The sequence below is a fragment of the Pseudarthrobacter defluvii genome (assembly GCF_030816725.1).
In the GTDB taxonomy this organism is placed as follows: Bacteria; Actinomycetota; Actinomycetes; order Actinomycetales; family Micrococcaceae; genus Arthrobacter; species Arthrobacter defluvii_A.
Map to the genome: position 1 here is coordinate 2,305,084 of NZ_JAUSYG010000001.1, position 25,166 is coordinate 2,330,249.

The 25,166-nt window shown below is 64.2% G+C and carries 23 protein-coding genes; 16 read left to right on the plus strand and 7 right to left on the minus strand.

Annotation, left to right across the window (positions count from 1 at the left end; translation table 11 throughout):
* Positions 1-32: 32 nt before the first annotated feature.
* The 13 genes from QF031_RS10855 (at position 33) to QF031_RS10915 (ending at position 13,335) form a co-directional block, all read left to right on the plus strand.
* Complete coding sequence (locus QF031_RS10855) at positions 33-500, plus strand: hypothetical protein (RefSeq protein ID WP_307427706.1); 468 nt, start codon at positions 33-35, stop codon at positions 498-500.
* Positions 497-1,138 carry a gluconate 2-dehydrogenase subunit 3 family protein gene (locus tag QF031_RS10860; RefSeq protein ID WP_307427708.1) on the plus strand — a complete coding sequence of 214 codons (642 nt, stop codon included), beginning with the start codon at positions 497-499 and terminating at the stop codon, positions 1,136-1,138. The genes QF031_RS10855 and QF031_RS10860 overlap by 4 nt, the downstream gene beginning before the upstream one ends.
* Complete coding sequence (locus tag QF031_RS10865; RefSeq protein WP_307427710.1) at positions 1,135-2,790, plus strand: GMC family oxidoreductase; 1,656 nt, start codon at positions 1,135-1,137, stop codon at positions 2,788-2,790. The genes QF031_RS10860 and QF031_RS10865 overlap by 4 nt, the downstream gene beginning before the upstream one ends.
* 2 nt (positions 2,791-2,792) lie before the next feature.
* On the plus strand, positions 2,793-4,583 hold the full coding sequence (locus QF031_RS10870) for a thiamine pyrophosphate-requiring protein (RefSeq protein WP_307427711.1): 1,791 nt from the start codon (positions 2,793-2,795) through the stop codon (positions 4,581-4,583).
* A 3-nt stretch (positions 4,584-4,586) separates the two neighbouring features.
* The gene (locus tag QF031_RS10875) at positions 4,587-5,693 is read left to right on the plus strand and encodes an enolase C-terminal domain-like protein (protein ID WP_307427713.1); all 1,107 of its coding nucleotides are present in this window, start codon (positions 4,587-4,589) and stop codon (positions 5,691-5,693) included.
* An 82-nt stretch (positions 5,694-5,775) separates the two neighbouring features.
* Positions 5,776-6,531, plus strand: coding sequence for a ZIP family metal transporter (locus QF031_RS10880; protein ID WP_307427715.1), 756 nt, complete (start codon positions 5,776-5,778; stop codon positions 6,529-6,531).
* Positions 6,532-6,552: 21 nt separating this feature from the next.
* Positions 6,553-7,170, plus strand: coding sequence for a hypothetical protein (locus tag QF031_RS10885; RefSeq protein ID WP_307427717.1), 618 nt, complete (start codon positions 6,553-6,555; stop codon positions 7,168-7,170).
* Positions 7,170-8,999: a glycoside hydrolase family 15 protein gene (locus QF031_RS10890; RefSeq protein ID WP_307427719.1), complete on the plus strand. Its 1,830-nt coding sequence runs from the start codon at positions 7,170-7,172 to the stop codon at positions 8,997-8,999. Before QF031_RS10885 ends, QF031_RS10890 begins: the two co-directional genes overlap by 1 nt.
* 250 nt (positions 9,000-9,249) lie before the next feature.
* On the plus strand, positions 9,250-10,587 hold the full coding sequence (locus tag QF031_RS10895; protein WP_307427721.1) for an MFS transporter: 1,338 nt from the start codon (positions 9,250-9,252) through the stop codon (positions 10,585-10,587).
* A gap of 130 nt (positions 10,588-10,717) precedes the next feature.
* Entirely contained in the window at positions 10,718-10,921 is a 204-nt protein-coding gene (locus tag QF031_RS10900; RefSeq protein WP_307427723.1) for a DUF6480 family protein, read from the plus strand.
* Positions 10,922-10,958: 37 nt separating this feature from the next.
* Complete coding sequence (locus QF031_RS10905) at positions 10,959-11,315, plus strand: hypothetical protein (protein ID WP_307427725.1); 357 nt, start codon at positions 10,959-10,961, stop codon at positions 11,313-11,315.
* 7 nt (positions 11,316-11,322) lie between these two features.
* Positions 11,323-11,739 (plus strand): nitroreductase family protein, encoded by a 417-nt coding sequence (locus QF031_RS10910; protein WP_370874507.1) that lies wholly within the window; start codon positions 11,323-11,325, stop codon positions 11,737-11,739.
* A gap of 504 nt (positions 11,740-12,243) precedes the next feature.
* Complete coding sequence (locus QF031_RS10915; RefSeq protein ID WP_307427727.1) at positions 12,244-13,335, plus strand: alpha/beta hydrolase fold domain-containing protein; 1,092 nt, start codon at positions 12,244-12,246, stop codon at positions 13,333-13,335.
* A 406-nt stretch (positions 13,336-13,741) separates the two neighbouring features.
* On the opposite strand, the gene QF031_RS10920 is transcribed toward QF031_RS10915, so the two are convergent.
* The 5 genes from QF031_RS10920 to QF031_RS10940 all read right to left on the minus strand — a co-directional run bounded on the left by QF031_RS10920 (position 13,742) and on the right by QF031_RS10940 (position 19,491).
* Positions 13,742-14,023 carry an HPr family phosphocarrier protein gene (locus tag QF031_RS10920; protein WP_307427729.1) on the minus strand — a complete coding sequence of 94 codons (282 nt, stop codon included), beginning with the start codon at positions 14,021-14,023 and terminating at the stop codon, positions 13,742-13,744.
* A 102-nt stretch (positions 14,024-14,125) separates the two neighbouring features.
* Positions 14,126-14,968: a PRD domain-containing protein gene (locus tag QF031_RS10925; protein WP_307427731.1), complete on the minus strand. Its 843-nt coding sequence runs from the start codon at positions 14,966-14,968 to the stop codon at positions 14,126-14,128.
* A gap of 76 nt (positions 14,969-15,044) precedes the next feature.
* A complete protein-coding gene (locus tag QF031_RS10930; RefSeq protein ID WP_307427734.1) occupies positions 15,045-16,454 on the minus strand; it encodes a glycoside hydrolase family 1 protein in 1,410 nt (469 codons plus the stop codon).
* 70 nt (positions 16,455-16,524) lie between these two features.
* Positions 16,525-18,396: a beta-glucoside-specific PTS transporter subunit IIABC gene (locus tag QF031_RS10935; protein WP_307427737.1), complete on the minus strand. Its 1,872-nt coding sequence runs from the start codon at positions 18,394-18,396 to the stop codon at positions 16,525-16,527.
* A 195-nt stretch (positions 18,397-18,591) separates the two neighbouring features.
* Positions 18,592-19,491, minus strand: coding sequence for a helix-turn-helix domain-containing protein (locus tag QF031_RS10940; protein WP_307427740.1), 900 nt, complete (start codon positions 19,489-19,491; stop codon positions 18,592-18,594).
* Positions 19,492-19,701: 210 nt separating this feature from the next.
* On the opposite strand from QF031_RS10940, the gene QF031_RS10945 reads away from it, so the two are divergent.
* The 3 genes from QF031_RS10945 (at position 19,702) to QF031_RS10955 (ending at position 23,051) form a co-directional block, all read left to right on the plus strand.
* Positions 19,702-20,919, plus strand: coding sequence for an MFS transporter (locus QF031_RS10945; RefSeq protein ID WP_307427742.1), 1,218 nt, complete (start codon positions 19,702-19,704; stop codon positions 20,917-20,919).
* Between the two features lie 45 nt (positions 20,920-20,964).
* The gene (locus QF031_RS10950; RefSeq protein ID WP_307427744.1) at positions 20,965-22,008 is read left to right on the plus strand and encodes an NAD(P)-dependent alcohol dehydrogenase; all 1,044 of its coding nucleotides are present in this window, start codon (positions 20,965-20,967) and stop codon (positions 22,006-22,008) included.
* A 476-nt stretch (positions 22,009-22,484) separates the two neighbouring features.
* Complete coding sequence (locus QF031_RS10955) at positions 22,485-23,051, plus strand: recombinase family protein (RefSeq protein WP_307427746.1); 567 nt, start codon at positions 22,485-22,487, stop codon at positions 23,049-23,051.
* Between the two features lie 218 nt (positions 23,052-23,269).
* Here QF031_RS10955 and QF031_RS10960 read toward each other — a convergent pair whose 3' ends face one another.
* Together QF031_RS10960 and QF031_RS10965 are read right to left on the minus strand one after the other, a co-directional pair.
* Entirely contained in the window at positions 23,270-23,968 is a 699-nt protein-coding gene (locus QF031_RS10960; RefSeq protein ID WP_307427748.1) for an ABC transporter ATP-binding protein, read from the minus strand.
* Positions 23,969-24,031: 63 nt separating this feature from the next.
* Positions 24,032-25,165 carry an ABC transporter permease gene (locus QF031_RS10965; RefSeq protein WP_307427750.1) on the minus strand — a complete coding sequence of 378 codons (1,134 nt, stop codon included), beginning with the start codon at positions 25,163-25,165 and terminating at the stop codon, positions 24,032-24,034.
* Position 25,166 lies beyond the last annotated feature (1 nt).

Sequence of the window (25,166 nt, forward strand, 5' to 3'; positions counted from 1 at the left end):
CACCTGTTGGTCAGCCGGCATGAAGGAGAATCATGAAGACGCAACATCCGGCAGATCCGGTCAGCAGCACGGTCAACGGCATCGACCGGTTGATCCGCAACGTGCAGACCGGCCGGTTTGAACGCTCATTGTCAGGCTTGACGGCGGCCGGGGCCCTGGTCACGGCCGCGGAAATCTACCTTGAACATGACAAGGCCAGCTTTGGCAACAAGTGGATGTGGGTCCCGGTGGCCCTGGGCCCGGTGGGTGCCGCCGCGGGAGTGGCCGGCGTGTTCAGCCGCCGCATGGCCAAGACGGCCCTCCCGCTGGCCAGTGCGGCCATCATCGCCAATGGCCTGCAGGGCACATGGCTGCATCTGCAGGGCATCCGGCAGAAGCCCGGCGGTCTGTCCAACCTGCGTTACAACCTGGAGATGGGTCCGCCCCTGTTCGCACCGCTGCTGGTCACCATGGTGGGTGGGATGGGTGTGCTGGCCTCAGTCCTCAGGCGGGAACCATGACCGGGCTGCCCTTGGAAGTGTCTGACGGCGGCGGACGCTACCCGGGCTTCAGCACCCTTGCCCAGGCGGGGCATTGGGACCAGGCCACTGCCGCCGTCGTCGAATCACGCCTGGGCATGCCACCGGACATCCGTTTCTTCACGCCAGTGGAAGAGGCCGCCGCCCGCGCCCTGTTCGAGCTGTTGCTGGACCAGCACGGCGAACCGCGCGTGCCGGTGGTGAACATGGTGGGCGCCCGGCTGGCGGAGGAGCAAACCGATGGCTGGCACTATGACAACATGCCGCGCGACGGCGAGGCGTGGCGGGTTACGCTCGCGGCGCTGGACAGCGAAGCCGGCACCCGGGGCAGCTGTACCTTCGCGCTGCTGGATCCGGATCAGCAGGCCGAACTGCTCCAGGACATCTGCGACCTGGACCGGGAGCTCTGGCACGGCTTGCCGGCGGACCGGGTGTGGAGCCTGTGGACGCGGTACGCCTGCACCGCGTTTTACTCCCATCCGCTGGCGTGGGACGAGATCGGCTTTGCCGGCCCGGCGTACCCGCGGGGCTATAAGAACCTGGGCGTGGACCGGCTGGAACCGTTCGAGGTGCGCGACGTCCGCCCTGACGCGGACCCAACCCACGGGGCAGACCGGTGAACCGGGTCCGCGAACGCAACGAATCGGCCTGGCTGCTCCCTGCCGGGCCGGGCAGCAACCTGCGGCTGCGGGAGGACATGCGCCGCTACGGCGAAACGGATGAGGTGGACATTGTCATCGTGGGCTGCGGAGCAGGTGGCGCCACACTGCTGCAGCGCCTGTCACGCGCGGGCTGGCGTGCCGTGGCCCTGGACGCAGGACCGTTCTGGGAACCGGACCGGGACTGGGTCAGCGATGAAGCGGGGTCCCACCACCTGTACTGGACCGAACCCCGGGTCATCACCGGGACGGACCCCGTGCCATTGGGGTCGAACAATTCCGGCCGCGGGGTGGGCGGATCCATGGTCCACTTCGCCGGCTACACACCGCGTTTCCACCCCAGCGACTTCCGGACCTTCACTGCGGACGGTGTGGGCGCAGACTGGCCGCTGGAGTACGGGGACCTGCGGCCGTACTACGAAGACATCGAAGCCGAACTGCCCGTCTCCGGCGAACACTGGCCCTGGGGCGACCCGCACGGCTACCCCCACCGCCCGCATCCGGTGTCCGGCAACGGTGAGCTGTTCCTGCGCGGTGCCAACGCCTGCGGCATCACGGCAAAGGTGGGGCCGGTGGCCATTGCCAACGGGCGGTTCGGGAACCGGCCGCACTGCATCTACCGCGGCTTCTGCCTTCAGGGCTGCAAGGTCAACGCCAAGGCATCCCCGCTGATCACGCATGTCCCGGACGCGCTGGCACACGGCGCTGAAATCCGGCCCGACTCGATGGCGACCCGGATCGGATTCGACGAACGCACCGGGCTGGCGACCGGCGTCGAATACGTCCACGGCGGCGTCCAAAGATTCCAGCGGGCCCGGATGGTGGCCGTGGCCGGTTACTCGATTGAGACCCCGCGGTTGCTGCTGAACTCCGTGTCACCGCGCTTTCCGGAAGGGATGTGCAACGACTTCGACCAGGTAGGCCGGTACCTGATGGTCCAGGGCGCTCCCCAAACCGCGGGCCGGTTCCAGGCCGAAGTGCGGATGTGGAAGGCCCCTCCCCCGGAAGCCAGCACCGAGGACTTCTACGAGACCGACTCCACCAAACCCTATAAGCGCGGGTTCTCCATCCAGTGCGTGTCCCCGCTGCCGATTACCTGGGCCGAGCATGTTGCCGCGCAGGGGCACTGGGGCCCGACCCTCCGCCGGTACATGAGCGACTACCCGCACTGGGCCTGCCTGGGCGCCCTGTGCGAGTTCCTCCCCCTCGAGGGCAACCGGGTGACACTGGCGGAGGAAACCGACCGCCACGGCATCCCCGTGGCCTGCTTCAGCTACAGCCAGTGCGACAACGACCGGCAGCTGATGTCCGCCGCCCAGCAGGTCATGGAGCAGATCCTGACCGCTGCCGGGGCACAGGAGGTCATCACCATCAACCGCTACGCGCATCTGGTGGGCGGCGCCCGGATGGCAGCCACCGAGGATACCGGCGTAGTGGACAGGAACCTGCGCACTTTCGCAGTCCCCAACCTCCTGGTCACCGACGGCAGCGTCCTGCCCACCCAGGGCAGCGCCAACCCGGCCCTGACCATCATGGCGCTGGCGGCCCGCGCCGCCAGTGTCCTGGTCCAAGGCGCCCGCCGTGGCGCCCCGATGAACACGAAGGAAGACTGATCATGGCAACGACAGTGGCTGACTACCTGCTCTCCCGCCTGGGTGAGTGGGGCGTGGACAAGGTCTTCGGGTTCCCCGGAGACGGCATCAACGGCATCCTCGCCGCCTTCGGCAAGGCAAACAACCAGCCGAAATTCATCCAGGCCAGGCACGAAGAGATGGCCGCGTTCGAGGCCGTGGGCTACGCCAAGTTCAGCGGGCAGCCGGCAATCTGCATGGCCACCTCCGGTCCGGGGGCAATCCATCTGCTCAATGGCCTCTACGACGCCAAACTGGACCACGTACCCGTGGTGGCCATCGTAGGGCAAACGGCCCGCAGCGCCATGGGCGGGTCCTACCAGCAGGAAGTGGACCTGCTGACCCTGTTCAAGGACGTAGCGTCCGATTACGTCCAGATGGTCACCGTTCCCCAACAGCTGCCCAACGTGATCGACCGCGCCATCCGCATCGCCGAGACCCAGCGCGCTCCCACCGCCGTGATCATCCCGGCCGACGTGCAGGAACTCGAATACGCCGCCCCCACCCACGAATTCAAGATGGTGCCCTCCAGCGTCGGTTTCCGCTGGCCCGACATCCAGCCCGACAATGAGGCCATCCGGGGTGCGGCCCAGCTGCTGAACGAGGGCTCCAAGGTCGCCATCCTGATCGGCCAGGGCGCGCGCGGCGCGGCCGCCGAGGTCCGGGAGGTGGCCGAACTGCTCGGAGCCGGGGTGGCCAAGGCGCTGCTGGGCAAGGACTCACTGCCGGACGACCTGCCGTACGTCACCGGCTCCATCGGGCTGCTGGGCACCCGGCCCAGCTACGAGATGATGCGCGACTGCGACACCCTGCTGACCGTCGGCTCGAGCTTCCCGTACACGCAGTTCCTGCCCGAACCCGGCCAGGCCCGGGGCGTGCAGATCGACGTGGACCCGAAAATGATCGGGCTGCGCTACACCAACGAATTCAACATCATCGCCGACGCCGCCACCGCCCTGCGCGCCCTGATCCCCTACCTGGCACGCAAGCAGGACCGCTCCTGGCAGGAAAACCTGCAGTCAAATATCAGCCGCTGGTGGGAAACCATGCACGACGAAGCAATGGTCAGTGCCAACCCCGTCAACCCCATGCGGCTGTTCGCCGAACTCTCCACCCGGCTGCCCGGGAACGCCATGCTCAGCGCCGACTCCGGCTCGTCAGCGAACTGGTACGCGCGGCAGCTGAAGTTCCGCGACGGCGTCCGCGGCTCGCTCTCGGGCAACCTGGCCACCATGGGACCGGGCGTCCCCTACGCCATCGGCGCCAAGTTTGCCCACCCGGACCGGCCCGCCATCGCCTTCGCCGGCGACGGCGCCATGCAGATGAACGGGCTCGCCGAGCTCATCACCATCAAGCACTACTGGCGCGAATGGGATGACCCGCGGCTGGTGGTGGCCGTCCTGCACAACAACGACCTCAACCAGGTCACCTGGGAAATGCGCGCCATGGGCGGCGTGCCCGCCTTCCGCGAGTCCCAGGCCCTGCCCGACGTCGACTACGCCGGTTTCGCCGAAAGCCTGGGGCTGCAGGGGATCCACGTTGAGGATCCCGACGACGTGGGGCCGGCCTGGGAGAAGGCCCTCGCCGCGGACCGGCCCACCGTCTTTGACGTCCGCACCGACCCCGACATTCCGCCGATCCCGCCGCACGCCACCTTCGAGCAGGCGCGGAAGACGGCCGAAGCCATGGTCAAGGGTGACGACAGTGCCTGGGGCGTGGTGAAGGAGGGGGTCAAGACCAAGATCCAGGAATTCCTGCCGCACAAGGAGGGCTGAACCATGCCCGCCGCCGCCACCCCGGTCACCGCAGTCCGGGCATCCGCCTACACGGTCCCCACCGACGCGCCCGAAGCGGACGGCACCTACAGCTGGAACTCCACCACCCTGGTCTTGGTGGAAGCGGACGGCGGCGGGACGACAGGGCTGGGCTGGACCTACGCCCCGGCACCGGTAGCTGCCCTGGTGGAAGACCTGTTGGGCCCGGCCGTGCAGGACGTTGAGGTCCTGGACGTGCCGGCCGCGGCCGCGGCGATGGCCCGGGCGGTGCGAAACCCGGGCCGGACCGGTCTGGCGTCCTACGCCGTGTCCGCCGTCGACTGCGCCCTCTGGGACCTGAAGGCAGGGCTGCTGGAGCTGCCGCTGCACAAGCTCCTCGGCGCAGTCCGGGACACGGTGGCGGTCTACGGCAGCGGCGGGTTCACCACCTATACCGAACACCAGCTGCAGGCCCAGCTCCAGGGCTGGGCCCACGGTCAGGGGATTCCGCGGGTGAAGATCAAGATTGGCCAGGACGGGGGAACCAACGTCCCGCGGGACCTGGACCGCATCCGCCAGGCGCGTGCCGCCGTGGGGCCCGGCACCGAACTGTTCGTGGACGCCAACGGTGCCTACACCGCCAAGCAGGCCATCCGGGTGATGCACCAGGTTGCCGAGGAGAACGTGACCTGGTTCGAAGAACCGGTCTCCAGCGATGACCTCCCCGGACTGCGCGCGGTACGTGCCGCTGTCGACGCCGATGTGGCGGCAGGGGAATATGGCACGGGTCTGCAGTACTTCTGGCGGATGTGCAGCGCGGAAGCCGTCGACTGCCTGCAGGCGGACGTCAGCAGGTGCGGCGGGATCAGCGAGTGGCTGCGCGTCGCCGCCGTCGCCGCCGCGCACGGCCTTGAGCTCTCCGGGCACTGCGCACCCCACCTGAGCGCCGCCGTCGCCGCCGCTACCCCCAACTTCCGGCACCTGGAATGGTTCCACGACCACGTCCGCATCGAAAACCTCTTCTTTGACGGGACCCTTGACCCCAGCGGCGGGTCTGTCCGGCCAGCGGATGCTCCCGGCAACGGGCTGGCCTTCCGCAGCACCGACGCCCGCCAATACCGGGTCCAGTGAACGCACGTGGGAAACGAAAGGACTGGCAGATGACAAACCTGTGCCCTGGTGCAGGCCGGCGACCGACAGAGGGTCGTGAATGATGCCCGAATGGTTACAGGCCTGGATGTGGGGCACCATCGCCGGAGGCGCCCTGGTGGTGGGCTGCGGTTTGGCCTGGAAATGGAAGATCCCCTCCAAGGTGGTGTCCTCCGTCATGTCCTTCGGCGCAGGCGTGCTGATCTCGGCCCTCGCCTTTGGACTGGTGCAGGAGGCCGTCAACGGGGGAGGCCTCTGGCCGACCATCGGCGGCTTTGCCACCGGTGCCGTGGTCTATGTGGCCGCTAACGCCGTCCTCGCCTTCAAAGGCGCCAAACACCGCAAGCGTTCGGGCGGGAAACAGCCGTCAGAACAGCAGAAGCCAGGCAGCGGGACCGCCATCGCCATAGGGGCCCTTTTGGACGGCATCCCGGAATCGGTGGTTCTGGGGGTCGGGCTGGTAACAGCTGGCGCAGTCAGCCCAGCCATGCTGGCCGCCGTCTTCATCTCCAACGTGCCCGAAGGCCTCTCCAGCACAGCAGGAATGAAGAAAGCAGGGCGCAGCGCCAAGTACGTGTTCGGCGTGTGGGTCGGCATCGCCGTGGTGTCAGGCCTCGCGGCCCTGATCGGATTCCTGGTCCTGCAGGACGCACCAGCCGAGGTCGTCGCCTTCATCACGGCCGTGGCCGCCGGGGCGATCCTGGCCATGCTCGCGGACACGATGATCCCCGAAGCCTTCGAGGAACACCACATCCTCACCGGCCTGATCGCCGCCGTCGGCTTCCTGGCCGCCTTCACAGTGGACCAGGTAGGCGGCTGAACCATGACTGAAAGGAACCACATGAGCACCACTGCGAGCAGCAGGAAACCCGCCGGGACAGAGCCGCTGAGCGCGGACCCGACCGGGCAGGACCCGGATGCCATCGACCCCATGGTGAACGAAAAGCTCCAACTGCAACTGGCGATCTTTGAAGTGACCCCGGACGCCCGGGGCAAAAGCCTGGACGAAATTCAGGCCATGCTGCGTTCAGCCTTCGCCGCCCGTGGAGTTGAATGCCCACCAGGTACGTGGCTGGAGTCCGTGGCGTCCTCCGCTTTCCATGGGGAGCCGTACATCGTTGACCTTCCGGCGGCGGTTGCCGCCGACAACACCATGCCTGCCCCCAACGAAGAGGTGCGCCGGAGGCTTTCCCTCCGGCGCCGCCTGCGGCAGGAAAAGCTTCCGGCGGGGATTTTCCCTTCCCCAACTGACTGGGACATCCCGGCCCACCACGCAACCAACGCCAATGCCCACGGCACGCACCACAGTTGGCGCTCCCGGGCCATGATCAGGTCCAAGGGCCCGGGCGCCATGCTCGCTGCTGTTCTTATCGGGGTCGCCGTTTTGGTAGCCCAGGCGCTCAGACGCCGGCGCACACACCGACAGCTGGATCAGGGTATGAGAGGGGAAGGTGTCTGATGGCTGAGATCAGTGACTATGCGATGCTGGGCGATCTGCATACGGCAGCCCTGGTGGCCCGCAGCGGCTCCGTTGACTGGATGTGCATGCCGAATTTTGACTCGCCGGCCTGCTTTGCGGCCCTGCTGGACTCCCCCGAGGCGGGACGCTGGCTCCTGGCCCCAACCGGCGCCGGGAACTGCACCCGGCGGCGCTACCGGCCCGGCACGCTGATCCTGGAGACAGAATGGGATACCGCGGAAGGGAGCGTCAGGGTCACTGACTTCATGCCCGCCCGCGATGACTCCGCGGACATGGTGCGTATCGTGGAGGGCCTGAAAGGCAGCGTCCCCATGCAGGGGGAACTGCTCCTTCGCTTCGATTATGGCCGCATCATTCCCTGGGTCCGCCGCACCGAGCATGGCTTAAGTGCCATCGCCGGCCCGGACGCCGCCTACCTCCGTACCCCCGCCCCACTGGAGGGCCGGGACATGCGGACCATCAGCGAGTTCACGGTCAAGGCCGGGGACCGCATCCCGTTCGTCCTGCACTGGGCGCACAGCTACAAGCCCGTCCCGGGCCGGGCCGACCCCGAAGGCGCCCTGGCCTCCACCCAGAGATTTTGGGAGCAATGGATCGGGCGCAGCGAGATGGAGGGAAAGTACAAGGAGCCCGTGGAGCGCTCTCTGATCACCCTCAAGGCTCTCACCTATGCCCCTACCGGAGGCCTTGTCGCCGCGGCCACCACCTCGCTGCCCGAAGACCCGGGCGGCAGCCGCAACTGGGACTACCGGTTCTGCTGGCTACGGGACGCAACCTTGACGCTGCAGTCCCTGCTCGCCTGCGGCTACACCGCGGAAGCTGCAGCCTGGCGGGAGTGGCTGCTCCGCGCCGTGGCAGGTGACCCGGCCGAGCTGCAAATCATGTACGGGCTCGACGGCACCCGCCGCCTGCCCGAGACTGAACTGACCTGGTTGGCCGGATACGAAGGCTCCAAACCGGTCCGGACTGGAAACGCAGCCGCCCCGCAGCTGCAGCTGGATGTGTGGGGCGAAGTGCTCGATGGCCTGGCCCTCACCCGCGCCGCCGACCCCGGCACCACCGATGATTCCTGGGACATCCAGGTGGCCCTCATGGAGTACCTGGAAGGCGCCTGGGACAAGCCCGACAACGGGCTCTGGGAAATGCGCGGGCCGCGCCGCGACTTCACCCACTCGAAGGTCATGGCCTGGGTCGCTGCGGACCGCATGGTCAAGGCCGTCCAGGAATCCGGACTTCCCGGACCGGATAGACGCTGGGCGGCGCTGCGCAAGCAGATCCACGACGACGTCATGACCCACGGCTTCGACGAAAACAGCAACAGCTTCGTCCAGTCCTATGGCAGCGCTGAACTCGACGCCAGCTTGTTGCTCATCCCACGCGTCGGGTTCCTCCCCCACGAGCACCCCCGCGTCATCGGCACTGTCGAGGCAATCCAAAAAAACCTCACCCAAGACGGCTTCGTTCTGCGCTACCACCCGGAAGCGAGCAATGACGGGCTCCCCGGCACCGAAGGCGTCTTCCTGGCCTGCTCCTTCTGGCTCGTCGACGCGCTGCTGGGCATCGGCCGCCGCCACGAGGCCGTCGAACTCTTCGAGCGCCTGCTCACACTCCGCAACGACGTGGGCCTGCTCAGCGAAGAATGGGACCCCCGGAACCATCGGCAACTCGGAAACACACCCCAGGCTTTCAGCCACTTTCCCCTCATCCACTGCGCCCTGCAACTCGAACAGGGGCTCTCACACCACAGCAACACTCCCCTGCCCAGCCCCCAACACTCCGGCGGCCGTGGACAGCGGGACAGGAGATAAACCTTCGGTAAAGCCCTAACGTATTCCTTGCGTATACGCAACAATTGCCGTTGAATAAGAGCATGGTTCGCGTGGGAGGGCCCGCCGACAGGTTGGCGGCGGTTGGATTCCACCGCCGTGCTGACGGCTCCCCCGCAAAGTCCCGCTCGTTCCGTCCTGCGGCGGAAAGCTGGCCCGTCTGGGTCCGCGGGAGAGCATCAGCGTGCTGGGGCGCTATCTGATAAGCCATATTGCGCAAGGAGTACTTCCGATGGCACGCAACGTCACGTCAGCCCCCGCGGTGGGAAATGCCCGGTGGAAGCGGCTGATTCCCGTCGCAATCATCGTCTACATCATCTCGTTCATGGACCGGACCAATATCGGGTTCGCCCTCAACGGCCTCCACCAGGACCTGGGCATCGACGCCGCCCAGCAGGGACTGGCCGCCGGCATCTTCTTCATCGGCTACCTCGTCCTGCAGATACCCGGCGGTCACCTCGCCGAACACTGGAGCGCGAAGAAGTTCGTCGGCATCATGGTGCTCATCTGGGGTGTGCTGGCCGTCCTTTCCGGCTTCATCCAGGACTTCACCCAACTACTCGTGGTGCGCTTCTTCCTCGGCGTTGCCGAGGCCGGGATCTGGCCGGCGATCCTTGTCCTGATCAGCCACTGGTTCCCTGCCGCTGAACGGGCTCGGGCCTACGCGTTCTGGATGATGAACATCGCCATCGCTTCCATCATCACAGCGCCCCTCTCCGGCTGGATCCTCTCTTACTCGGACTGGCGCTGGCTGTTCATCATTGAAGGCATCTTCCCGTTCGTCATCGCTGCACCCCTCTGGTGGGCCCTCATCGCCGATCACCCCCGTGAAGCCAAGTGGTGCTCGGTCCAGGAACGTGAGTACATCGAGAAGGGACTTGCTGCTGACGCAGCAACACATCCACAACAGGAAAGGCTGGGGCTTCGCCACGTACTGTCCAACGCAGTGGTATGGAGGCTGACGTTGGTGTACTTCCTCATCCAGATCGGCTTCTACGGCATCAACATCTGGCTCCCCCACGTGATCAAGACGATCACTTCCGGCTCTTCCGTCGAGGTTGGCCTGATCACCGCGATTCCATACGTGCTGGCGATGTTCGGACTCTGGTACAACGCCAAGGCAGCGGACCGCTCCGGCCATTACTCCACCCATGTGCTCCTGTCGATGGCCGTCGGTGCCGTTGCCCTGGTGATCTCCGTGGCAACCGGGGACAACCTTCCGTTCCTTGCAGTCACCCTCATAAGCATCGCCGTCGCCGGAGCTTTGGCCTACGACGGCCCCTTCTGGGCGTCCGCGTCCCGTGCCATGCCGGTCGCCGTGGCTGGCACCGCAATGGGACTGATCAACGCGGTAGGCAACCTCGGCGGATTCGTCGGACCCTACGTGGGAGGCTACCTTCAGGACGTCACCCACGGCAGCTTCCTTGCCACGTCCATCTTCCTCGCATGCTGCCTGCTGGCTGCCGGCCTGGTGATGCTGACACTGCGTCGCGGCGGGGACAGGCCCCTTGCAGCCGACCATTTGCATGAGCACAAACCCGGGAGAAAGAATGCCGGAAAAGCAATATAGCTTATTAGAAAAAGTTTGAATTCGCTGCAGGTGTTTACGCGTGGAAGATGCCACGTGGCCGTAGCCGACGTGATCCTTGCCCAGGGAATGTTCTTCAAACACGATTCAAGACGAAGAGGAGTCCAGGAATATGAGCGATCAACACCCGGAAAAAGAACCCTCCAATTCCGGCAAACTTCGAGAAGACGACCGGGTTTCAGAAGAATACGACACGGTGAACCCGAACCCGGCCGAGCAAGCCATTACCGGACTGACACCTGGGGGTGGAGTGCCTCCCGGGGAAACTCCACCAGCATCAGCGCAGACAGCGGTAGATCGCGGACGCCAGACGTAAGACCATCCTGACGGCGCTAAGGCGCACAGGAGACCAGGTGAAGGATGGAGACAGCATGGTGCAGGCCGCCGGCATACAGCTCTGGTTCGGGTTGGCAGGAGGAAGCTTCCTGGCTAGTTGCACGCTCGGTCTCGGCACCGCGCTGAGCTGGTTCGACACCGCCGGTTTTCGTTGGCTCCATCACGCGCTGTTCGTGCTCACCTGCGTCCTGGCTGCCGTCGGCGCCGGTTCCCTGCTGTGGTCGGCGAGTCCTGCCGGCTGGTTCCTGCTTCCGGCCGCCTTGCCACTGGCGGCACTGCCCGCCCTCGGTTCCTCAAGCCTTATCCGGCACGCCGCGATTGCCGTCACTGCCACCCCGTTCTTTCTGATCAGCGTCCTCGTTGCCTCGAGGTAGGTACTGAATGGAATTTCTCGAAGTCGTTTTCAATCGCAAAACCACTAACGGACCCTTCCTGCCACATAAGGTCAGCAAAGAACACCAGCAGCTACTGATGAAGGTGGCGGCCGCGGCACCGTCCCAGTTCAACAGCCAGCCGTGGCGGTTCGTGCTCATTGAGGAGCAGGAAACGATCGACAGAATCGCTGAAATCAGCGGCGCCAGCATGACGAAGGTCATGGCCGAGGGGACATTCTTTGAGCGTCACAGGAAGTATTTCCGCTTCAGTCGACAAGAGATGGACGAACAGCGCAGCGGAACGCTCCGGGGGCGTGAACGGATTCAAGGAGTATGGCGACCGAGACCGGGGAAGAGCGGGTGCCGTGGTCCACTGGCGGTCACCTACAACAGGACCGAAAAGTGCGCACCTCCCCTAAATTAGGGTCGCCGTGCAGATGGGTCCCCCCAACCTGACAGGCGGCGCAGTCCGCGCTGCTGCAGACGCCACTTCGCCTGGTGTCCTCAGCTTTACGGAATCTCCACTATCGGCTCTCCACATGGCCGGGGGAGTGTCTGCAGAGGAGGCCGTTTTCTGTCGTCATTCTCGGCGTCTTCACAGGTCCACCGGCTTTTCGCCAATGACTGTGCGGCGGTCGTGCCTCGACTCTAGCCGCAGCCCCCTTTCGCTGACCTTGGAGGACGGACCACTGTGACGGACACGCCGGTGTCCTGAAGTTCGTGGCTGATGATCCCGGTGAATCCGCAGATGCCGCAGGAGAGCAGGCGCAGACCGCGTCGATGTGCACCTACTCGATGCCCTGGCCCGATTGACGCCCTCGCATTACTGGACCGTGCTCCGAGATAGGCTCACCTCAATCCACAGAAACCGGGCCCCCGCGGGGAGCCTGAGTCGATCAGCAGGCATAAAACAGGAGGAATACCGCGCATGAGTCTGAGAATGGGATTAATTGCCGCGTATCTGCGGCTGACCGCGAAGCCGAAGATGGTGACGGCCCAGCGGGCGCGGCGCCGCATGGCCGAGCCGCCGGGGCCCTCCGCTCCCCCGCAGAAGGTGCGCGAACGACACAATGTCACCTGCCGCAGGGTCAATGGGTTCGAGTGCTGGACCGTCACGCCACGGACCGGTGGCGACCGTGCAGCGATGTACCTGCACGGCGGCGCTTACATATCCGAGATCGCGCAGCAGCACTGGGAACTGGTTTCTGCCATGGCTGATGCCGGCGTCCGCGTCGAAGTGCCGATCTACGGGCTGGCACCCCAGTACACCTACCGGCACGCCTACCCCTTTCTGACGCAGGTCTACCGTGACCTCGTAGCCGTTGCCGGCCCCTCCGCAGTGGCCATCGCTGGCGACTCGGCCGGTGCCGCTTTGGCTCTTGGCCTGACGCAGTCGCTATCGGAGGCAGGGCTGCCTGCACCCTCCCGGATGATCCTCATCTCACCGTGGTTGGACCTCACCCTAAACGGACAAGGCGTGGCCGAAGCCGATACGCGCGACCCGTGGCTATCACGGGCGGGACTAATCGAGGCAGGCGCGGCCTGGGCCGGCGGCGATGACCCGACTCAGCCGAGACTAAGCCCCATAAACGGTCCCATGAGCGCGCTCCCGCCGACCGATGTCTATATCGGCACACGGGACTTGTTCCTTCCCGACGTGCGCCGCTTCGCCCGGATCGCTGCCCAGAGCGGCGCCCCGGTGACCGTTCAGGAATGCGCCGGCGCCGTGCACGTATACCCGCTGGTTCCCGCTCCCGAAGGCCGCCTTGCAACGCAACGGATCATCGCTTCGATCGCATGCCCGGTTTGGAGTCATCGTCAGCCGACGAGCCTCGACGACCGGAGCCTTCGGCGTAGCTACGTAGACCGCCCTACCCACTTGGCAGAAAGGCAGCCTATGACCACGGCAGGACATACAGCCATGTCCCAGTACCGACAGCTTCGCAGCAGCACCGGATGGCTGGTCCGGAGGACGCTCATAGGAGTTCGTTTGTTCGGCACGATTGTCAGATCGCCCTGATTATTCACTACTTGGGGCCGCCCACAGTCCGCGCAACTCCGCAACATCCCGGTAGGCTTTGTCACAGCCGGTACACGGCCGGGGAAATCAAGCCCCAAATCGGGAAGGGCGGCAGTTTTCAGGCCAGCCGCTATTCGGACCGCAGGGTGGCTCAGAAGGTAAAGACTAAAGAAGCATACGGTGGGGTGGACCTGATCGCATCCCAGCCCAGATGTACCTGTTACCCCAACCGGTCCCGCCGCACACCTACACATTCGGGCCCGTACACCGCATGACCCGCGAATCCGTCACCTACCCCGAACCGATACCGAGTTGACCTCGCTGCCAATCTGCATGCTTGGCAGCGCACCTCCAGGCTCCCTCCCCCTTGTTGCTCTAGTGTCGGCGTTGCTGATGCACAGGAATGCTATTTGGTGTCGTGGTCCGTTTCGAGGATTTGGGCCAGCTGGCCGAGAGCTTCGTCGGCGCCGTGGCCGTCAGCCCGTAGGACGACCCTTTCGCCGTGGCCTGCTCCCAGGCTCATCAGTGACAGCATGGATGCGGCGTCCACTGCGTTGTGTTGAGGCTCTCCTTCGGGGGCGATGGTGATGTCAAGGTGTTCATACTGGCTTGCGGCCTCGGCGAAAACCGCTGCCGGGCGGGCATGCAAGCCGGTGTTGGAAGCGATGGTTGCGGTACGTTCTGCCATGTCGATGGCATCCTTTCACTGGTTCATGGTGCGGCCGGAGTGTGGCATAGGACAGTTGGTCTGGGTAGAAAGCAAGGCCAAAGTGTGCGATGTCTGCGGGTGTTAGTCGCGGATGTCGTCGACCATCCGGGCGATGTGCAGGGTCAAGTACGTGACCTCATCCTCGGTAAGGGGTTCGCCCAGCCTGAGTTCCAGGACAGCCTGTAGCTTGATTGCGGTGGCAAATGCCTCTGGGTACGACTCCCGGATTGCAGCGCTGAGCCGCGCGGCGCCTTCGTCCAGTTGTCGGCCGGTGTGGGCTCGGACGAAGAAGTAGCGGAGGTGGGTGATGAAGCGGGCTGCGTTGATGGTGTTGCGGTCAAACGAGCGGCCGTATGCCTGTTCAAGGACTTCGAACAGCTGCGTGAAGATCCCTGTCATTTGATACGTGAAGGCCAGATCGCCGGTCGCGAATCCGGCGTTCACCAGATGCAGTGCGATCGGGACTGCTTCTGCATCCGGAAGTGGCTGTTCAAGACAGGTATTGACGTGCTTGAGGATCCGTTGGGCTATTCGGAGTTCGTCGGGGTAGAGGTGGGAGACCTCGGCCCACAGGGGGTATTCGATATCGATGCCCTGTCTTAACCGTTTTATGGCGAAGCTGAGGTGGTCCGCGAGCCCTACGACGGTCGTGGAGCTCAGGGGGCTGTCCATGCCGGACCGGGCGATCTCCAGGGCTTGGTCCGCCAGAAGCAGGTGTTCGGGGGGAATTGCTGCCACCAGCGCCCCGAAGTTGTCCGCGTCGCGCCCGTCGTCGGGTACGAAGACGCGGACAACCTTGGCCTGGTCGATTTTCTGCCCCGGTTTCGCTTGGAAGCCAAGGCCGTTACCGGTGGCGATGACTTCACCGCCGTTCCCGTTGCGGGCGAGCACGACATTGTTGTTGAAGACACGCAGGACTTCCACCTCGCCCTCCTTTCTCTGACGTTGTTTGCACCCGGGGGCACCGGGCGTGCTGGTGCCCCCGGGTGCTTTAACGGTTTTACTGCAGGGCTGCGCCGTTGGTGGCGATGACCTGGCGGTACCAGTCGAAGGACTTCTTCCGGTACCGTTCCAGGGTGCCGGAGCCGTCATCATTCCGGTCCACGTAGATGAACCCGTAGCGTTTGCTCATTTGCGCGGTTGAGGCGCTGACCAGGTCGATGCAACCCCACGTGGTGTAGCCCAGCAGCTGGACGCCGTCGGCGACCGCCTCGCGTGCCTGGACGAGGTGGTCGTTGAGGTAGGAGATGCGGTAGTCGTCCAACACGGTTTTCGTCCCGTCAACCTGCACGAGCTCATCCACCGCCCCGATGCCGTTTTCCACGATGAACAGCGGCTTCTGCCAACGTTCCCAGTAATCGTTGAGCACGACTCGGAGGCCCTGGGGATCGATCTGCCAGCCCCACTCCGAGGCCTGCAGGTGAGGATTGGGCACACCGCCCAGGACGTTGCCGGGACCCTTGATGTCCTTGGCAGGGTCGGCTGTCTGGCAGATACTCATGTAATAGCTGAAGGACACGAAGTCCACGGTGTGGGTCAGGTCCTCGCGGTCCTGGTCAGTGATATCCAGTTCAATGCCGTGCTCCCTGAAGAAGCGCAGCAGATAGCCAGGGTATTCACCTCGGCAGTGGATGTCCCCGAAGGCGTAGTTGTCGTGGTCGAAGTGCATGGCGGCGACGACATCGGCGGGGTCGGGGGTGAGGGGGTAGGCCGGCATGGCGATGAGCATGCATCCGACTTTTGCGCCGGGGCTTATTTCATGGGCCAGGCGTGTTGCCCGGGCCGAGGCGACGAGTTCGTGGTGGATGGCCTGGTAGAGATCCTTCTCGCTCAGTTCTTCTTTTTGGTTCGGGATTCCCCCGGACATGAAGGGCTGGTGCAGGACTGAGTTGATTTCGTTGAACGTCAGCCAGTATTTGACTCTCTGGCCGTAGCGCTCGAACAGGGCGCGGCAGTACCGCTCGTAGAAGCCGATGAGTTCCCGGGACTTCCAGCCGTTGTAGGCGCGCGCCAGGTGAAGTGGGGTTTCGTAGTGGCTGATGGTCACCAGCGGCTCGATGCCGTGGCGCTCCAGTTCATCCAGTACCCGGTCGTAGAAGGCCAGTCCTTCCTCGTTCGGTGTTTCCTCATCGCCCCGGGGAAAGATCCGGCTCCAGGCGATGGAGAAGCGGAAGACCTTGAAGCCCATTTCGGCGAACAGGGCGATGTCCTCTGCGTAGCGGTGGTAGAAGTCAATGGCTTCCAGTTTGAGGTTGTCCTCGGTGGCGGCCTCCGTGGGAGGGGTCAGGATGCCCCTTGGCATGACGTCCTGGATGGAGAGGCCCTTCCCGCCTTCGTTGTAGGCGCCCTCGATCTGGTTGGCGGCGGTCGCGCCGCCCCACAGGAACCCGTCGGGGAAAGTCGTGCTCATGTACTGCTCCTCTTTTTGGTCATCGTTCGTTCGATATTCATTTGCGGTGGTTCACTGTCAGCGGTCGGGCTTAGACCTGCACGGTCACGGCGGGCTGGCCGTGAGTCACGGTGCCCTCGGCGACGGGGACGACGTCGGTCAGCTGGGCCGTGTTGGTGATCAGCATCAGGGTTGTCGGGTCGTAGCCGGCGTTGGCGACGATGTCCAGGTCGACGACGGCCAGCAGATCGCCGGCATTTACCTGGTCGCCGCGGGTGACGGCGGGTTGAAAGCCGTGCCCCTCGAGCTGGACGGTGTCGATGCCGATGTGGACCAGCACTTCGACGCCTTCAGGGGATTTGATGCCGTAGGCGTGTCCGGTCTTCATTGCAGCCTTTACCGTGCCGGAGATCGGGGCGTAGATGTTACCGTCCGTGGGAACGATTCCCAGTCCCTTACCCATGGCGCCGGACGCGAAGACCTTGTCGCTAACATCGGCCAGGGCCACCGCCTGGCCGTCGACGGGAGCGAGGACCTCCACGCTGCCTGCTTCTTCACTGGCGGAGGTGAGGGTGGCGGCGTCAGCTGGTGCGGCGGCCACTGCGTCCGGGGCTTCCCTCGGGCCGAAGAAGAAGGTGAGGGTGAAGCCGATGACAATGGCAGCACCTGTGCCGATCAGCTGCATAGCGAAGTTTCCGACCTGCCCATAAGCAGGCAGCGATAGCAGGGAAGGGAACACGAAGGATGTTGCTGCGCTGCCGCCTGCGCCTGCGATTGCGCCGCCTACCAGACCGCCGATGCCGCCGAAGTAGAAGGGCTTCTTAAGCGGCAGGTTCACACCATAGATCGCCGGTTCGGTAATACCTGCCAGGAACCCGGACAGGGCGGCCGGGCCGGCGACTTCGCGGCGGGTCGCGCTGCTGGTGCGGAACAGCACGGCCAGCGTTGCCGCGGCCTGCGCGAGGACAGAGGGCAACAGCGGCCCGTACAGCAGGGTGTAACCCTGAGTGGCGAAGTCATTGACCATGATCGGTACGAGGCCCCAGTGCAGTCCGAAGAGGACGAAGACCTGGTAGAACCCGCCAACGATGGCTCCTGCCAGCCACGGTGCGAAGCTGAAAATGGAATTGATCCCGTTGGAAACCGACTGTGCAGCAAAGGTGGTGACCGGACCGACAGTCATGAGGATAAAGGGAACCATGACGAGCAGGACCAGCAGCGGGGTGCTGAAGTTACGGAAGGCCGAAGGAATGACCCTGTTCAAGAACCTCTCCAGGTACCCCTGCAGCCAGACCGCGACGATGATCGGAATCACGGAACTGGTGTAATTCATCATGACCACCGGCAGGCCCAGGAAGGACACCGGCTCCCCTGCTCTGGACAAGCCCACGACGGTGGGATAGACCAACGCACCGGCGATAGCCATCGACGTGAACTGGTTCGTCTTGAACCGGCGTGCGACGGTGACCGCCAAGAAGATCGGGAGGAAGTAGAAAATCGAGTCGGCTGCCGCCGCCAGGATGGTGCGGGTCTGGGACTCTGCATTGAGCCAGCCGAACTGGACGGCCATGGTGATGAAGGCCTTGAACAGGCCTGCTCCGGCCAGTGGCCACAGCATGGGCGAGAAGATTGATGAGATCAGCCCGATGAACTGATTGAACAAGCTACCTTTGGGGCCGTCATCGGCACCTGCAGTATCATCACCGGTCAACTTGGTGATCTTGCCCAATTCGGCATAGACGGTGGGCACATTGTTGCCGACGACCACCTGGAACTGGCCGCCCGCCTTCATCACCGTGATCACGCCCGGCAGCTTCTCGACGGCAGCCTTGTCCGCTTTGGACTCATCGCGCAGCTTCAGGCGCAGGCGGGTCGCGCAATGGGTTGCGGAGACGATGTTGTCCTCGCCGCCCACCTCCTGCAGGATTCCCTCGGCCAACGACCGGTAATTCACGGTAGCCATATCAGGCCTTTCTCTCAGATTTTGGGCACAAAAAAAGACCCGAGCCGCACCAATGGTGCTTCTCAGGTCTTGCCCCGTACGGGTAACAATCCTTAAGGCGTGAAACGCCTGCGAAGAAGACTGTACACGTGGTCGCCGTCACACGCAAACGACCGGGTTGACGCATTACAGGTGTTCCAATCGTGGCGGGGTGGATTAGGTCGCTGACCCTGTTGCTTCCGTGAGTGCTGTTGCAGTCCAGCTGTTGAGGAGTTTGATCCGTTCTTCGTGGGTTGTTCCGGGTTCTGCCGTGTAGACGCTGAGTTCGTGGACTGGCCGCGGGAGGGTCTGCAGTGCAAGGGATTGATATGCCAGCTCCACGTCGCCGACCACGGGGTGTCGCAGCCGTTTGATTCCTTCGTGGCGGAAACGAATGTCATGGGAGGCCCAAAGGGTACGGAACTCCGGGCTAAGCGTTGACAACTCGCCGATCAGGGCGCGAAGCGGTGGGTCATTGGGGTTGCGGCCGGCTTCGGCGCGCAACAAAGCCGCAGTGGCAGCGGCGCCGGCCTCCCAGTCGACAAAAAACTCCCGCGAGGCCGGCTCCAGGAAGTGGAAGCGCGCGAAGTTCGCGTGCCCGTGGGCGGTAGTTGTGTCGCTGGCGAACATGGGCGCGTGCAGGGAACGGGCGAGCTGGTTACTGGCGATGACGTCGAGTCGGCCATTCCGGACAAAAGCGGCGGACATGCTCATGGACTCGATCAACCAACGGACAGGGGCCGCCAGTGCCGCTTCCTTGCGGCGGGAAGTCGTACGCCGCAGGGGCTGGGCGGCGCGGGCCAGTTCGAAAAGGTACGTGTGTTCCTCCTCGTTCAACTGCAATGCCTCAGCGACAGCCTTGAGCACGTCCTCTGAGACACCCCGGATGTTGCCTTTCTCCAGCCGCGTGTACCACTCAGGACTCACTCCGGCGAGAATGGCAACTTCCTCCCGGCGCAGGCCCGGAACCCGCCTCCGGCTCCCGGCGGGCAGACCGACCTGCTCAGGGCGGAGCTTGGCGCGTCGACTGGACAGGAAATCACGGATGTCGGCGCGGTTATCGGGCTGGGTGGTCATGAATCCACGATAGCCCCGGCACCTGCCCATAGCGGGGGGAGAGTTTGTACCCCCTATAGACGCAGCCTTCTTCGGGTGCGCGGGAGGGGGTGTCATTGATAGAAACGACATCAGTGGCAAGAAGGAGCATGTATGCCAGTGGACACGAAAGCCCCTCGGCAGGAGGCTCGGCCCCCAAGGACCAGTAGTCGCTCAATCCGGCTTCCGCTGGTGGTCTACGTCCTGGCAGTGGGAACATTCCTGATGCTTGCCACGGAGTTCGTCGTGGCCGGAATCCTTCCCGGGATCGCAGCCGATTTTCAGGTCGAGGTCGCACAAGCGGGACTGCTGATCACCGTGTTCGCGGTAGGAATGGTTCTGGGCGCACCCCTAATGGCCATGCTGACCCTCCGGTTGCCGCGCCGGCTGACCTTGATTCTTGCGCTTCTGGTGTTCGCGGTCGGGCACGTCATCGTAGCCCTTGGGCCCAACTTCAACCTGGTCCTGGTTGCGCGCTTCCTGACCGCCCTTGCTACCGGCGCGTTCTGGGCGGTAGCCGCTGTGGTCGCAACCCAAGCGGCGGGCCCGGCAAAGGCAGCCCGGGCAACGGGACTGGTGAATGCCGGGGGCATGCTGGCAACCGTTATAGGGGTGCCGCTGGGCGCCTTCATTGGTCAACTCGTCGGATGGAGGGGAACGTTCTGGGCGCTGGCAGCCCTGGCACTGCTCGTCACAGCGCCGATTGCACGCTACGTGCCGCATGACAGGCAGCCTTCACAGGCGGCGTCCATCCGGTCAGAACTGTACGGACTGCGCTCCGGCCGTTTGTGGCTGGCACTTGCCGCCTGTGCCGCCACCACCGGAGGGGTCCTCGCCGCCTACTCCTACATCTCTCCGCTACTGACTGACCGGGCCGGCATTCCCTCAGCTCTCGTTCCACTGGCCCTGGCCGGCTTCGGCGTCGGATCGCTCGCCGGCTCACTTCTTGGCGGCCGTTTCGGCGACAGGCACCCGTACGTGATCACTCTCCTCGCCCCCGCAGCCACTGCGGGCATCCTGTTACTGATCTGCGTGCTCGCAGGACAGCCACTGCTGACCGCAGTGCTGGTGGTGATGCTGGGACTCTTCGGACTCGGAGCAAATCCGGTATTGATTTCCTTGGCGATTCGCTTCGCCGGCGCAGCACCGACGCTCGGATCATCACTAAGTGTTTCGGCCTTCAACGTTGGAACAGCCGTCGGATCATGGCTGGCTGGCCTGGCCCTGGTTACACCCCTCGGAACCACAGGACCCGCTCTGGTGGGGACTGTCATCGTGACGCTGACCTTAATCCCAGTCGCAGCGCTTGCGCTGCGCACCCGGGTCCGGCCGGACCCCACCACAAGCCCTGCAGACGCAACCACCGCGGCCGACGTCGACAACCTCACCAAAATTGGTGCCGACAACTAAACCATCTGGCACCTGAAGCCATCCGAAACCAACAAAAGGAGAATCATGCTAACTGTCAACGCCTATGCCGCGACTTCCGCCACCGAACCCCTGATTCCCACCACCATCCAGCGCCGGGGCCTTGGCCCGCACGATGTCCTCATCAACATCGATTACGCCGGAATCTGCCACTCCGACATCCACACGGTGCGCGGTGACTGGGGCCGGATCACATACCCGCAGGTCGTCGGACACGAGATTGTCGGCCACGTCACGGAGGTCGGCTCCGCCGTCAGCAAGCACAAGGTCGGCGACAGGGTGGGAGTTGGCTGCGAGTCCGGATCCTGCGGCAGCTGCGAGCAGTGCCTCAAAGGCGAAGAGGTGTACTGCCTGAAAGGCAATGTGCAGACCTACAACGGCGTCGATGTCGACGGATCCATCACCCAAGGCGGATATTCACAGGCGATCGTCGTGAACGAGGACTTCGTACTCCGCGTTCCCGAGTCGCTCGACATCGAGAAGGTCGCGCCGCTGCTCTGCGCAGGCGTCACCCTGTACTCCCCGCTCAAGCACTGGAAAGCCGGACCAGGCACGAAAGTCGCTATCATCGGAATGGGCGGGCTCGGCCACGTCGGCGTGAAGATCGCCCACGCACTCGGCGCGGAAGTCACCGTGCTGTCCCGGACCTTGTCAAAGCAGGAGGACGGCCTGAAACTCGGCGCGGACCACTACCACGCCACCAGCGACCCGGCCACGTTCGAAAAACTGGCAGGCTCCTTCGATCTGATCCTGAACACCGTCTCGGCGGGGCTGAACTACAACCAGTACGTCAACCTGCTCGCCGTTGACGGCACCTTAGTGATCCTGGGTGCCCCCAGCGAACCGGTCTCCGTCGATGCAATGTCCCTCGTTGCAGCCCGTCGGAGCATTGCCGGTTCGGCCAACGGCGGTATCCCTGTCACCCAGGAGATGCTGGACTTCTGCGCAGAACACAACATCGTCCCCGAGATCGAGCTGATCAAAGCCTCCCAGATCAATGAGGCGTACGAACGGGTACTTGCATCTGATGTTCGGTACCGCTTTGTAATAGACGCGAAGACGTTCGCCTGAGTACGAGCAATTAGGGACAACCCGGAAGGCAACAGCGACAGCAAGGCTTTGGCAGCCCCCCTGTCGGACTCCATCACGACGTCTGGATGGAACTGCATGACGACCTGCTCACCACGCTAGGCCAATGAGAACCGACAAAGACGAATAACAGTGTGGCGCGGCTTACCCTATCGAGTGGATACGGAGCACGTCGCCAGAATGAGCTGTACTACTAGAAGGGACGTTCGGCCGCCAACTGGCCGTGCGTCCCTTCTGGTCTCTGCTCTTTGTGGGGTAAAGCCTTCTGAACGAGCTGCAGGACCTAGGTTTGCTCAACCAGGTCTAAAACGGCCGATTATGCAGCTAGAGAACATGTCTGACGGTAGTTGTCGTACTGTTAGGGCAACCCGAACCTGACGACCCTGGGCAGTGGGCCTTGACTTTCTTCTGGTACGAGCCTAGAACTCAATCTGACAGGACGAGGGTCGGAGGCGCGAATGACTGGACAGCGGATCGGGTACGTGCGGGTGAGCACGCTGGATCAAAACGAGAAACGCCAGCTCGAAGGCCAGGTTCTTGACAGGGTTTTCACCGACAAGGCCTCGGGCAGGGATACCGCCAGGCCGGAGCTCACCGAACTGCTGCGGTTCGCCCGCGACGGGGACACCGTGGTGGTGCACAGCATGGACAGGCTCGCGCGCAACCTCGATGACTTACGCGCTCTCGTTCAGGGCCTGACCCGCAAAGGCGTGCGGGTGGAGTTCATCAAGGAGAGCCTGGTCTTCACCGGTGAGGACTCCCCCATGGCCAACCTCATGCTCTCCGTCATGGGTGCGTTCGCTGAATTCGAACGCTCACTCATCAAAGAGCGCCAGAGGGAAGGCATCGCCTTGGCCAAGCAGCGAGGCGCCTACAAAGGACGGAAGAAGACTCTCACCCCGGAACGGGCCGCCGAGCTGGCCCAGCGCGCCGGCGACGGTGTGCCTAAAGCTGTCCTTGCGCGGGACTACGGAATCAGCCGGGAGACCGTGTGCCAGTACCTGCGCCACGCCAAGCTGGACTGAAGCACTCCCCTACCGACGCCGTCGTTGTGCCATAACCCCCGTGGCCGTAGCTTGACGGAAGGCTGGTTATCGGCGCTTAAAAAAATGGCCGGGGAGCGGCTAGAAAACGTTCTAGGTTCAAAACTGGCCGGCCAGCGCCTGGTTCACGGCAGGGCTTGATGTGGTGAAGGCCGAAGCCTCCGGGCCGCGGTTCTTGAACGATGCCGGGGTGTTGGATTTCAGGCCGTTGCCAGCAAGGGGGTGAGTTTGCCGTCGCGCATGGTGGCCACTGAGTCGGTCAGGGGCACGAACTCGGTGTCGTGGGTGACCATGACGGTGGCTACCATGAACTCGTCGGTGACGCGACGCAGGAGCCGGACGATGGAGTCACTGCGTTCATGGTCCAGGGCCGCGGTGGGTTCGTCCACGAGCAGGACCTTGGGGTTGCCCATCAGGGCGCGGGCGATGTTGACCCGCTGACGCTGGCCGCCTGAAAGCTGGTGCGGCCGTTTGTGGGCGCTGGAGCTGAGTCCGACGACGTCGAGGAGTTCGGCGGCCTTGGCGCGGGCAGTCTTGAGGGGCTTTCCGCGCAGGTGATCGCCGATGATGAGCTGTTCTACAGCGGTTAGGGACGCGAGAAGGTTCGGCTGCTGGAAGATGATCCCGACCTTCTCCCGCCGAAGCGCGGTGAGGTCCTTGTCGCCGAGCCCGGTGGCGTCGGTCCCGTCGATGAGCACCAGTCCGTGGGTGGGGCGCACGAGGGTGGCTGCCGCGGCCAGGAGACTGGATTTACCGGACCCGGAGGGACCCACGAGCGAGACCATCTGGCCCGCCTGGACGCTGAGATTCACTGCGTCCAAGGCTTTTATCGTTCCGTCCCCGTCCGGGTATTCGAGGGTGACATTCACGAGGTTCAGCGGACTGTGGATGGAGGACATGGTGGTACTTCCTTATGGCAGGGTGATGTGACATGGGTGGTGGGCCGGCGGGTAACGGAGGGTCTAGTTCCCGCCGAGGGCGATCAGGGCGTCGACCTTGGTAACGCGAGCGACGGCCAGCGCCGCTCCGGCCAAACCAAGGGCGATGATGCCGAAGACGGGCAGGAGCGTTGTTGCCGGGTTGACCAGGAACGGAGCCGCCTGCGCTGCGAAGAAGCCGCCTAGGACGCCGATTCCGCCGCCGATCCCCGCGCCCAGCACCAGGACGATCGCGGCCTGGGTAATGGCATCGCGCAGAATGTAGGTGCTGGATCCACCCATGGCTTTGAGGACGGCGATATCGCGGGTCCGCTGGACGGTCCACACGGTCAGAAAGGCGACGATGACCAGGGCGGAGATCCCGTATAGGAAAGCCTGCATCAGGGTCAGGGATCCGTTCTCGCTCTTGTAGGAGCCCAGGGCCTGAAAGGACCCGGTGCGTGACGTGCTGACGGTGTGGGCTGCGATGTTGGCGGCGGCCTCGTCGACCTTGGCACCGTCCTCGTAGGTGACGGCAGCGACGGTTCCGCGCTGCTCCGGGTCGGTCAGGTGCGCCAGCTTCGACCAAGTAGGCAGGGCGGTCCATACGACGCTGGTGTGGGAGTACCACTGGTCCTCGACGACGGCGCGGACGGTCAGTTCGAGCCCTCCGACGCTTGCCTTGTCTCCCGCACTCAGGGAAAGGGCCTCCGCTACGGTCTTGCCGATCACGACGGTGTCCGGGGTGAGACGGGAGGGCGCCAGGTGGCCGTCAGGTTCGACGCCGAAGACGGCGACATTGGTCGTGCCGGTTCCGGCCCCGGTATCGGCGGCCACAGCCTGGAACCGGGTCTGGCTGATGCCCAGGGCTTCGGCGTCTTGAACCCCGTCCCGGTATTTCCAGCTGTCAACCTGCGCGGCGGTGACTTCGCTTTCGGTGTAGGAGGCCTTGGGCTCATTGGTTCCGGGGGCGCCGAAAACGATACTGTCTACGGCCTTTGACGCGACCCCGGTGCCGTTGACAGCGCCGAGTTTGTCAATGGCCGAGGTTGACTGATCGCCCAGGCCGGAAGTTAGGCCGGAGAGCATGACCAACAGCAGGGTGATCAGGGCGACAACGCCGCCCATCAGGGCGAACCGGCCCTTGGCAAAGCGGATATCGCGGATAGCAAGAAACACG

What these genes read in the sequence shown, in the direction of transcription:
- QF031_RS10855 (WP_307427706.1), top strand. Translation starts at nt 33, where the DNA reads ATGAAGACGCAACATCCGGCAGATCCGGTCAGCAGCACGGTCAACGGC.
- QF031_RS10860 (WP_307427708.1), top strand. Translation starts at nt 497, where the DNA reads ATGACCGGGCTGCCCTTGGAAGTGTCTGACGGCGGCGGACGCTACCCG.
- QF031_RS10870 (WP_307427711.1), top strand. Translation starts at nt 2,793, where the DNA reads ATGGCAACGACAGTGGCTGACTACCTGCTCTCCCGCCTGGGTGAGTGG.
- QF031_RS10875 (WP_307427713.1), top strand. Translation starts at nt 4,587, where the DNA reads ATGCCCGCCGCCGCCACCCCGGTCACCGCAGTCCGGGCATCCGCCTAC.
- QF031_RS10880 (WP_307427715.1), top strand. Translation starts at nt 5,776, where the DNA reads ATGCCCGAATGGTTACAGGCCTGGATGTGGGGCACCATCGCCGGAGGC.
- QF031_RS10885 (WP_307427717.1), top strand. Translation starts at nt 6,553, where the DNA reads ATGAGCACCACTGCGAGCAGCAGGAAACCCGCCGGGACAGAGCCGCTG.
- QF031_RS10890 (WP_307427719.1), top strand. Translation starts at nt 7,170, where the DNA reads ATGGCTGAGATCAGTGACTATGCGATGCTGGGCGATCTGCATACGGCA.
- QF031_RS10895 (WP_307427721.1), top strand. Translation starts at nt 9,250, where the DNA reads ATGGCACGCAACGTCACGTCAGCCCCCGCGGTGGGAAATGCCCGGTGG.
- QF031_RS10900 (WP_307427723.1), top strand. Translation starts at nt 10,718, where the DNA reads ATGAGCGATCAACACCCGGAAAAAGAACCCTCCAATTCCGGCAAACTT.
- QF031_RS10910 (WP_370874507.1), top strand. Translation starts at nt 11,323, where the DNA reads ATGGAATTTCTCGAAGTCGTTTTCAATCGCAAAACCACTAACGGACCC.
- QF031_RS10915 (WP_307427727.1), top strand. Translation starts at nt 12,244, where the DNA reads ATGAGTCTGAGAATGGGATTAATTGCCGCGTATCTGCGGCTGACCGCG.
- QF031_RS10920 (WP_307427729.1), bottom strand. Translation starts at nt 14,023, where the DNA reads ATGGCAGAACGTACCGCAACCATCGCTTCCAACACCGGCTTGCATGCC.
- QF031_RS10930 (WP_307427734.1), bottom strand. Translation starts at nt 16,454, where the DNA reads ATGAGCACGACTTTCCCCGACGGGTTCCTGTGGGGCGGCGCGACCGCC.
- QF031_RS10935 (WP_307427737.1), bottom strand. Translation starts at nt 18,396, where the DNA reads ATGGCTACCGTGAATTACCGGTCGTTGGCCGAGGGAATCCTGCAGGAG.
- QF031_RS10940 (WP_307427740.1), bottom strand. Translation starts at nt 19,491, where the DNA reads ATGACCACCCAGCCCGATAACCGCGCCGACATCCGTGATTTCCTGTCC.
- QF031_RS10950 (WP_307427744.1), top strand. Translation starts at nt 20,965, where the DNA reads ATGCTAACTGTCAACGCCTATGCCGCGACTTCCGCCACCGAACCCCTG.
- QF031_RS10955 (WP_307427746.1), top strand. Translation starts at nt 22,485, where the DNA reads ATGACTGGACAGCGGATCGGGTACGTGCGGGTGAGCACGCTGGATCAA.
- QF031_RS10960 (WP_307427748.1), bottom strand. Translation starts at nt 23,968, where the DNA reads ATGTCCTCCATCCACAGTCCGCTGAACCTCGTGAATGTCACCCTCGAA.